7 protein-coding genes are annotated in these 10,697 nt (G+C 43.5%); 3 read left to right on the top strand and 4 right to left on the bottom strand.

What is annotated here, in order from left to right; genetic code table 11:
• Window positions 1-201: 201 nt before the first annotated feature.
• Window positions 202-4,590, bottom strand: a complete 4,389-nt coding sequence (locus J2T19_RS05790; RefSeq protein WP_307214007.1) for a glycosyl hydrolase 53 family protein — start codon at window positions 4,588-4,590, stop codon at window positions 202-204.
• Between the two features lie 252 nt (window positions 4,591-4,842).
• Window positions 4,843-5,559: a YceI family protein gene (locus J2T19_RS05795; RefSeq protein ID WP_307214009.1), complete on the bottom strand. Its 717-nt coding sequence runs from the start codon at window positions 5,557-5,559 to the stop codon at window positions 4,843-4,845.
• A gap of 191 nt (window positions 5,560-5,750) precedes the next feature.
• Between J2T19_RS05795 and J2T19_RS05800 the strand changes: the two genes are divergently transcribed.
• On the top strand, window positions 5,751-6,437 hold the full coding sequence (locus tag J2T19_RS05800) for a response regulator transcription factor (RefSeq protein ID WP_239287057.1): 687 nt from the start codon (window positions 5,751-5,753) through the stop codon (window positions 6,435-6,437).
• Window positions 6,422-7,885: a HAMP domain-containing sensor histidine kinase gene (locus J2T19_RS05805; RefSeq protein WP_307214012.1), complete on the top strand. Its 1,464-nt coding sequence runs from the start codon at window positions 6,422-6,424 to the stop codon at window positions 7,883-7,885. The genes J2T19_RS05800 and J2T19_RS05805 overlap by 16 nt, the downstream gene beginning before the upstream one ends.
• Before the next feature lie 160 nt (window positions 7,886-8,045).
• Here J2T19_RS05805 and J2T19_RS05810 read toward each other — a convergent pair whose 3' ends face one another.
• Together J2T19_RS05810 and J2T19_RS05815 are read right to left on the bottom strand one after the other, a co-directional pair.
• The gene (locus tag J2T19_RS05810; RefSeq protein ID WP_307214054.1) at window positions 8,046-8,417 is read right to left on the bottom strand and encodes an iron chaperone; all 372 of its coding nucleotides are present in this window, start codon (window positions 8,415-8,417) and stop codon (window positions 8,046-8,048) included.
• A gap of 296 nt (window positions 8,418-8,713) precedes the next feature.
• Complete coding sequence (locus J2T19_RS05815) at window positions 8,714-9,754, bottom strand: NAD(P)-dependent alcohol dehydrogenase (protein ID WP_307214014.1); 1,041 nt, start codon at window positions 9,752-9,754, stop codon at window positions 8,714-8,716.
• A gap of 178 nt (window positions 9,755-9,932) precedes the next feature.
• Here J2T19_RS05815 and J2T19_RS05820 point away from each other — a divergent pair, with 178 nt between their 5' ends.
• The gene (locus J2T19_RS05820) at window positions 9,933-10,346 is read left to right on the top strand and encodes a MerR family transcriptional regulator (protein ID WP_307214055.1); all 414 of its coding nucleotides are present in this window, start codon (window positions 9,933-9,935) and stop codon (window positions 10,344-10,346) included.
• Window positions 10,347-10,697: the final 351 nt, after the last annotated feature.

The raw sequence follows: 10,697 nt of genomic DNA on the forward strand, positions 1-10,697 counted from the left end.
TTCATTCCCCATTTCCAATAAAGTCATAATGATATTATCGAAATGATAACAAACAAATTCGTTAATGTCAATATGACAATAATGAATTTTAATTTCTTTTTTTTTCGATATATGAAGGTACATCATGAAAGAGATAGAGAACAATTTTCTGTACAAAAAAAGATCGAGTCTTATGACCCGATCTCTCCTTCTTACATGTTATTATTCTGCATACAGCTGTTCCATCAATCTCGCGACTGCAACAGCACCTTGTGCGCGATTAGCCGTTTGTTTAGGCGCAAACGTGCCGTCTGACATGCCATTTAATAGTCCAAGTTGCTGCATTGACGCTACAGCTTCTCTTGCATACCCAGCAATGGCTGAATGATCTTCAAATGCATTCCCTTCTTGCGCCGTAGGAGCTGCTGTATCCGTTTCTTGCTTCAAAGATTGTAACGCACGATTCAGCATAACCGCCATATCTTCTCTGGAAACAGGCTCATTCGCGCCAAAGGTTCCATCTGCTCGGCCTTGGATAATATTCATCTGCACACCGATTCGCACCGCATCAGCATACCATTGACCTTGCTTCACATCTGTTGGAGTCTGCACACTTGCTTCTGGCAGGCGTAAATCTCCCATTCCTTTAATAATCATTTGCAAAAATTGAGCACGTGTCAGATTACCGTCTGGAACAAAGCTCGTGGCATTCATGCCTTTGATAATCCCTTTACCATAGAGATTCTGCACCTCTGGTTTCGCCCATTGATGATTATGCAAATCGTTTAACGGAACTTGAACTTCAGTAATAACGAAGCTTCCGGATTGTGTAGGCTTGAACGCGATGGTTTCGTTCTTGTCATTCGTGATAGAGTACGTTACCGGCTTCATCTCACCATTCGACGAGATCGATTGTACAATTCGAACAGTATCACTTCCTTGAAGCTCGCCTTCATTGGCCATGACAACTTCAATCAGTCTATCTGTCCAGACCATTGGCTCCCCATTTATCAATACATTGACGTTAAGGATGGATCGGTTACCGATGGTTGCTTTTTGTGATTCTGTTAAAGCTAGGCTTGATCCCTCAGATACCTCAACATCAAAGGTTCCGGCAGTTTGTTCATCTTGTAACGGAATAGATTTCAGTGGAATGCGAATTGATGTCTGCCCTACAATTAGATCTAGTGACTTAATCGTCTGCGAACGCACCCATTCTGCAAGTTGATTCGTGTTTAATTGAAACGATACAGCTTTGGAGTTGTCAGGTAGATTAGCAATGAGCTTTAACCGCTGTTCTCCTGCACCCATCGATTGAATCGCTTCGTTTAATTGCTGTGCAGTCGGACGAATTGCATAGTGTCCATTACCTGTTAAGATACCCTCTACAGTAACCGCGCCTTTCTCAGGTCGACTATTTGTGTCAGACGGTGTCACACCATTGGAATTTCCCGTTGATGAGGCTGATCCTGAATTAGATGATTGTGACGGTTGTGATGGCTCACTTGGCTGTGATGGTTGAGTCGGCTGCGAAGGCTGCCCAGAGCCAGGCGTTGAGTCTTGCCGTTCGAGTTTATGCATCGCAGCCTTTAACTCTTCATTAGCAGCGCTAACATCTTGCACGGACGCTTCTTCATCTTGGATAATAGACTTCGCGTGAACAAGCGCCTTGCTGAACTCATTCCAGCTTGCTAATGTATAATCATTTTGTTGCAGTTTGGCTACTGAATTCACGGTTGTTTCAAGAGCAGATTTATCCGCTGGGAACGTACCATATGTTTCAAAATCCATGAACCCTACCCATTCTGGTCCCGCTGTTATCGTAACCTTAATATAACGCGCTTGTGTCTGATCAGGGAGAACGTGTCTTGGCCCTGTTGAAACAATAACATCACTTGTTGTGTCCACGACTTTTACATATTCGTTACGGTCTTTGGAGACCTCAATCTTATACTTAATGCCACCACTCCACATCGACATTTCAATCGTGCGGACAGACGCAACCTCACCCAGGTCTACTTCCCACCAGCTATCTACGCTCTGATCAGTTCCCCATGACGTCGTTGTATTGCCATCAATCGCTCCTGCTGGTGAATTCGCCTGACCTCCACCTTGTCCGGCACTTGAGGAAGCCGTCGCTGTCTTATGGGTTGCTAGAGCTTGCAGACGAACAAGACCTTCATTAGCTAACTGCAGTGCTTCCAAAGCTTGATTAACTTCGGCTTGTACTGCACTTTGCTTATCTCTCACAACGATTGCAGCCTGTAACGCATCCATTAGCATCTGCCAGCTTCGATGGGTATACGATGAGGCATTCTGCTGCTGCATCTCACCAATCAGCAACGTTAATTTGGCTTTGTCCACATCAGATAGACCGCTAATGGCATCATGTAAACGTTTCTCCGCTGCATCCACATCAGTCTGGGTCGCTCTAGGATCTGATAGAACCTGAGTCGCATGTGCAAGTGCCTTAGTAACAATTCCCCATGTGACTGCTGACCAATCCGATTCCTTGTATGTCTGCGCTTCGGTTACCTTAGCTTCGAGCAACGCTCGATTCGCAGGGATTACTTCCATTGAATTCATGACTTGTTTAAGAGACTCGATTGCAGTATTAGTCTCTTCTTGCGTTACACCTGCTGATGTATATGCCTTACGGTATACAGACTTAGCAGCTTCAATCGCCGGCGCGAGCAAATGCCAGCTCTGTTCTTCGAAATCTTTGGCTACCAAACCTTGTGCACGTGTAATTGCAGCAGCTAAATGCTGACGATCCGCAGGAGCATTCTGCATTCCGCGTTTATACACATCAAGGGATGGCAATGCACGTCCTTCTAGGGAGTATCCGCCGTTCCCGGGGAATTCATCGTAGTCGAACATCGCTTGATTTTCCCATGCATCCCCTTCGGAAGCGATCCAGCCTACCCCAGCAGGAATCCATGCTGGCTCCCAATAGAAGAACCCAGCCCCACGTCCTTCCGGCACTTCAGCAATTAAATCCATAATGCCAGCAATAGCGTCATATTGACCTTGCACTGTTGCTGGGAATGTCGCACCTCCGACATTTAATTTGTCCGGGCCACCGATAATATTGCCATGGGCATCACCATTTTTGAAGGAAAATGGATACGATGTTTCAGCAATAACAACATCTTTTTTGTAATTCTGGGATACTCGGTTCATCGTTTCCTGTACATCTGCGAACGTACCGTGCCAGAACGGATAATAAGAGAGACCGATAACATCATAATCCAGGTTCCCTTTCTCCAATTCACCGAAGTAGGTATCGAACATATCCGCTTGTCCACCTTCAGCGAGATGGATCATAATCTGAACGTGCTGATCTCCTTCGAGGTCACGTACAGCATCAACACCACGCTGTAGCAGAGCCACATTTTCCGTCTGATTCACTGTACTCACATATCCATTAAGTACACCGCTGTTAATCTCGTTACCAATCTGCACCATGTCTGGCATGGCACCTTCTTCCTTCATTTCACCAACAACCTCATACGTATAATCGTATACAGCCTGTTTCAACTGATCGAAGGAGAGGTCTTCCCATGCTTTGGGACGTAGCTGCTGACCCGGATGCGCCCACTCATCCGAATAATGGAAATCGAGCAGGATTTTCATACCCTTTTCTTTCACTCGCTTGGCTAAACGGAGGACATCTTCTTTATCGTTATAGCCTCCTGATTTTTGTGGATCATTCCACAAGCGAATACGGACATAATTCACACCACGGTCTTTAAGAATATCTAGTAAGTCCCTTTCTGTACCGTTACTGTCGAGAAATTTACCCTGTTTGTCTTCAATTGCCGTTAACGTGGAGATATCGACACCTCTGATAAAATCATCTTGATATCCTTGTACCGTTACCGAAGCGGTGGGTTGAATTGTCGCACCTTCCACATGACCGTTTACACTGAATGTGTTAGCCGACTTATATTGTTCAGGATCAATATGATCCCAAACTACAGCTACATGACCTGATTGATCCGCACCATACTGTGCTCGAATCTCGGTAGGTAAGACAGGCGCACCACCAATGATTGTCGTGATATTCACGGTATCATATGCTGTAATATTTTCGGGCTCACGTCCTTCTTGTTGTCCAAAAATACGAATCTCGGAAAGCATTGGCCATGCCCCCGGTTGATCATAAAATGGGATGGTAACCCTTACATATCGAATTAGATCGGTCTGGAATTCAAAATGGAGCTGTTGCTCTGTTGTATCCTCTTTATGAGTGGCTACTTGCTCCCAATTGTCCCCATCCAGTGAAACCTCAACATTAAGATGGATTTTCTTTTGTTCTTTCAATACAATCTCTGCCCCGTTTACGCGGAATTCCCCATCAAGATCAATCTGAATCCATTGTGGAGCCACTTCCGTAGCTGCTTCTTTTGCGCTCCAATGTGTATCCAGTTTACCATCCACCAGATGGTTTTTATTACTCCCATACTCCAGATATTCTGATTTTACAGTTACCTCTTTATTCAATGCTACATTAACCTTCGATGCCGCTTCTGCCGGCTGAACCAACAAGCCTAGCTCGCAAAATAACATTAGCAATACAAGGCAGCCACTTATGTACCTCTTGTTCACTCTTGATCTCCCCCTTTTTATCGTTATCAATCGATCAATGAATGCGTTTAACCTTTTTTATTGTAAGCGCTTCAGATGATTAAACAACACGGTATAATCCAAAGGAAACAGCAGTTATTTAAACAAATTGTGTATCATGACTGGTTCCAAACATCCTGGTCACCTCGTTAAAATAATAGACAGCAAAAAAATCTGTTCCGCTACCCTGAGGTAGAACAGAACAGATTCGCTTTAGTGCCATTGATGCTTTTCTTATTTCGTGAGTTTCAACTCCAACTGTAGCTTAATGTCATTCTCTGTTGAGAGCACAACGGAGTGAGGGTTTTCCATACCAAAGTCTTCAAACGTTACCATTGAAGTGGCAGACAACAATACCTGATCATTGTCATACGCAGCTTTTGCATCAAAAGTAACTTCTTTTTCAACACCTTTTACAGTCAATGTTCCATTCATTTTCACATCAACCGTCTGCCCCACTGGCCACTCTGCAGGTAAACCTTCAAATGAAGTAGCTGTAAACGTTGCTTGAGGGTATGTAGCAATATCGAAGAAGTCCGCTTGCTTCACATGTCCGTCACGTTGACCATTACCAGAGTCAATACCGTCCATTTCAATCTGTCCTTCTGCTTTCATCTGAGAAGCATCATCTACATTAATTGTCCATGTACCAGATACCTGCTCGTCCACAAAGTTGACGGTTTCCTGTGATGTTGTTACAGAGAAATATACTTTTGAGCCTTCGCTGATGTTCCAGTCTCCATTCAATTGCTCTGCGCCAACGACATCATTCGCTACAGGTGTTCCTGTGCTATCTACTGCCGTGGTTGATGTTGCTGTACTCGCGGGAAGCACTTGCTCGATTTCGACGTTATTGCCGAGGTAACTATTGGTGAGATAGTATCCTCCACCCCCGATAATAGCCACTACGGCTACCCCTGTAATAATCCATGTTTTTGTCTTCTTGTTCATTTATTTTTCCTCCAGTACATTATTGGTTAGGTTACTTGTTGATATGGATCATATCAGCCCAATGTGTCAGGAAGAAGTCAAACAAGAACATGTACCCATTTTTTTCGAATCCTCTAATACAGGATTGGCATTATACTCTTGCTCATGTAAAATCAGTACACAAGCTTCGAATTGAAAGGAGACCGCTTTTCTTGAAATCCATACTCATCGTCGAAGATGAACAAGCCATTGCCCGTGTACTGGCTGCTTATCTGAGAAAAGCAGAGTTCGAGGTGCATCATGCAGCAGATGGCCCCACTGCACTTACCCTTTTCGATTCCGTGAATCCTTCCCTTGTATTACTTGATGTAATGCTGCCTGGAATGGACGGATGGGATCTGCTGCGCATTATTCGTGAAAAAAGTGCTTGTCCTGTGATCATGCTAACCGCACTGGATGACATTCGAGATCGTCTCAACGGATTAAATGCCGGTGCTGACGATTATATGAGCAAACCCTTTGTACCCGAAGAGGTCGTTGCCAGAGTTAATGCTGTGCTGCGACGGAACCCTCATTATACTTCGGGTGGCGAAGATAAACGTTGTTACGGCAATCTCGTCATTGACCTCGCTGCCAAGCAGGTATTGCTTAATGGCGCTGAGGTTGCACTCACGCCACGTGACCTATCATTACTTATATTTCTATCTGAGTATCCGAATCGTACATTTACAAGAGATCATCTGATCGAACAAGTATGGGGCATGGACTACGATGGCAGTGATCGTGCTGTAGATTTATCAATTAAGCGACTACGTCAGGCACTTTCTCACTGGTTGCCAGAGACTGGAGAAATTCGGACGTTGCGAGGAATGGGGTATCAATTTTGGATCGCAAACTGAGACGGAACGAACCGAGACGTTCAACATCCATTTTGTCCCACTGGACACTTCGTTATTTTCTAATCTTATGCATCGGTTTCACCATTATTGTAGCAGGCGCACTTTATTGGATTCGTACAACCTCTATTGAGAAAAGTCTCAAAACTGCAGAGTTATTAGGGCTGGAGATTGCCGATCGAGTGACCATTGACAATAATAAGCTTCATGTACCACCCGATCTAGACACCATGGTAACGAAGAGGGAGAAACTATTTAATACAGATCATTATTTCTGTGTCATGGTGTTGGATAACAACAATCAATTGATCTTTTCTCAGCCTAAAATGACACAAGAAGAGGTATTTTATCGACTGTCTGACGACTTTCGTGAACCAAGAAACAACAAATATGCAGGAGTAACCGTCAGTATTAATGAAGGCGATCAATCCCTTGGAAAAGTATGGGTAATGCAATCGAAGCAATCTCTTACATTCGGTCCAGAGACGATGTGGCTTGTTCTTTTAATTCTGGGAGGCTTAATTCTATGTGGATGGTTTACGATCTATCTGCTATCTAATAAGTTGTCCCGACCTATTCGGCAAGTTGCTTATGCGGCTGAACAAATTCGTGGTGGCAATTACGACGTGAGTCTCGATATCAATACACGGGAGCGTGAGATCACTGAACTCGTGAGTTCTTTCCGAGATATGGCGACACGTCTAAGACAACTTGAGGAATGGCGTACGCTCTCATTGGCAGGGGTGAGCCACGAACTGAAGACACCTGTCACTTCTATCAAAGGACTCGTTATGGCGGTACGCGACGACGTAGTCAGTCCCCAGGAAGGAAAAGAATTTTTGGATATCGCTTTGAAGGAATCGGAACGTATGGAGCGGATGATTGCAGATCTACTTGATTACAATGCCATGTCTGCCGGAAGCGTGGCTGTCCGTAAGGAACGAACAGATCTGCAATTATTAGTTGGCGAGATCATCTATCAGTGGAAGATTGCGTACGAAGATAAGACACCTGAGGTTGAACTACATGCGCCTGCTGGCCCACTATACACCATAGGTGACACCCTGCGAATTCAGCAAATTATCGTTAATTTACTGAATAATGGGCTTCAAGCTACTCCTTCGGGTCAAACAGCCAAATTCAATATTGAACTGCGGGCAGAAGAAGACCATCTATTCATTGATGTACAGGATTATGGAACGGGGATATCCGAAGCTGATCAACCGAAAATATTTGAACGTTTCTATCGCGGAGAGATCAAAAAACGTAGAAATCGTGGTTTGGGTCTCGGTCTGACCTACAGCAGACTGCTGGCCAACGCCCAAAACGGTGAGCTGTCTCTCGCTTCAAGCACACCTGATGGAAGTAAGTTCACGTTAAGACTGCCACGCTGGAAGACGCCTAAACATGTTACGAAAGAACAAACGTATCCTTCACCAGTCAAAGCCTAACTATCTATTAAAAGTTACATCAAAAGTTAACAACCTTCTTACCTCAACTGCGGAGTAAATGAAACGAGCAACAAGCTACCAACGCGCACCGATGGATCATCGGTGCGCGTTTTATTTACTCCATGAGGTTGATTTGTGCAGAATTCTCTAACCTCTCTGACTATTTACGCCAAAAAGTAGTGCAATCTGCTTTATCTTCAATGTTGAACTCAATGATTCTTTCAAGCAACGAAAAATCAATCGGTTGTTTCCACTTCATGCGAATGAGCTGATTGGTATGCTCATAACCCGCCTGAACAATCTCTTCTGAGAACTGATCAATGACTACTTTCTCGGGAGCAACAGCCAAATGCTGCTTCGACACACTAAAACCGATAATAAAGGTCTCATGGTCGGTAAACATCGGCTGATTCCACGCAATTTTGGGTTTCAAACTTGGGAATTTCTCAATAATCCATTTCAAAACCTCTTCGGTTCGTTCCTTATGCTCCGGGTTATCAATGCTTGCTAAATATTCTGCAAAAGCCTCCATCATCTTCCTCCCCCTTTTACTCCAATCCATTCTATCATGAATACGGAGTTTCTAATTATCTTTTAATCAAAACGCATCATCACTGCTTGCTTTTAGTATAATCCATGTCTTAATCAACTAAACAACCTGATGCACAGTCCCTGATTGCAAACATAGATACATACTTGTACATGCAAAGAGAGCAAAAAAGCAGGAACCCCGAAGGTTATCTGCTTTTTAGTATACCTGCTCTATTACTTGCTTATATACGCGCGTTAATCAACGACGATTATGTCGTTATTATCGAATGCATTCTGTTAAATCGTGCTCGTATCAATAACAAAACGATATTTTACGTCTGAAGCCAGTACACGTTTGTAAGCTTCATCAATCTGGTCAGCTGAGATCACTTCAATGTTGGGAGCGATATTATGTTCTGCACAGAAATCGAGCATTTCTTGTGTCTCGCGAATACCACCAATCATTGAACCCGCGAACGAACGGCGGTGACCAATGAGAGAAAATGCTTGAACCGGTAGTGGCTCTGCAGGAGCTCCTACGTTTACAAGTGTACCATCCAATGTGAGGAGAGAAATATATGCATTAATGTCGATGCTAGCACTCACTGTGTTAATGATCAGATCAAAGCTTGCAGCAAGTGTTTGGAACGTTTCTGGTTCACTTGTCGCATAATAATGGGCTGCACCAAATTGCAAACCATCTTCCTTTTTACTCAACGTTTGAGATAGAACGGTTACTTCTGCACCCATCGCATGTGCAATTTTAACTGCCATATGACCAAGTCCACCCATACCTACAACCGCTACTTTTTTGCCTGGGCCAGCTCCCCAATGATGTAGTGGTGAATACGTCGTAATCCCTGCGCACAGCAATGGTGCAGCGGCATCAAGTGCAATGTTATCAGGGATTCGAACAACGAAATCCTCTGTTACAACGATATGTGTAGAATAACCCCCTTGCGTAGGCTCACCATATTTGTCTACCCCAGCATAGGTAGGAATATTTCCTTTGAGACAGTATTGCTCTTCACCTTTGCGGCAATTGTCACACTCACCACATGAGTCTACCATGCAGCCAACGCCTACCCGGTCACCCACTTTATATTTGGATACACCCGTACCTACATCCGTTACAACGCCAGCAATCTCGTGTCCAGGCACGAGTGGATAGTTTACTGGCCCCCAATCACCGTGTGCAGTATGAATATCGGAATGACAAATGCCAGCATATTTAATCTCGATCAGTACGTCACTGGTATCAAGATCCCGTCGTTTAATTTCGGCACTTCGAAATTGTTGGTCTGGTCCGTCAACTGCTCTCGCTTTAGCTATAATCAATGTAAAAACCTCCTATTAATTTCGAATACAGCATCATACTACCCCCTACAGTTAACTCTAGGTCAAATACTTTTTTTATTTCATTCTAACTTTGACATCTGATTGAGCAACATGGTAGTATTCCGGATAATCCTATAGTTAGTTTAAAGTAAGATACCTAGTTGAAAGGAACATAACGATCATGACATATTCAATTAGCGAAGTTGCCGAAAAATTAGATCTAACTGTGTATACTTTGCGTTACTATGATAAAGAAGGACTCATGCCTTTTGTTGAACGAACTCCGAGTGGAACACGGTTATTCAAGCAATCGGATGTTGATTTTCTAAAAGTCATTCAGTGCTTGAAAACGACGGGCATGCCGATCAAAGATATCAAAGATTTTATTACCTGGTGCTTTGAAGGAGACTCCACTCTGCAAAAAAGATACGACATGTTCAAGGAGCGAAAAGCGATTGTAGAGGCACAGATCAAAGAACTACAGAAGACGATGGAAGTAATTGACCATAAATGCTCGTATTATGAGAGTGCACTAAGTGAGGGTACTGAAGAATTACACCGACTTAATCTTGGTAATCCTATTAATAATTAACATAGGTAAGCGCCTTGGCCTTGATCCATTGAGCTAACCTATAAAGTAACATTTAAGCGTCAATTTATATTCATTCCGAGTCCATTTACACGTAAATATACGCTCAAAACTAACATGCTAAAAAAGACTTCCGTGCTTTAAACTGTACCCTATAGAGTAGACACTTTAAAAAAGTCTCTCTATGGGGTATTTTTTATGTATGCCACCAAAGAGACCGGAATGGAGATACAACAATGAGTAAAAAAACTTTTACCGTAGGCGAAGTGAAGCAGCTTTCTGCAAACCCATATGTGAAATCCGTATCTACGAAAGGAATTACGTATACAGACGAGTTCAAACAACTCTTTATTG

Source organism: Paenibacillus tundrae (assembly GCF_030812775.1).
Taxonomy (GTDB): Bacteria; Bacillota; Bacilli; order Paenibacillales; family Paenibacillaceae; genus Paenibacillus; species Paenibacillus tundrae_A.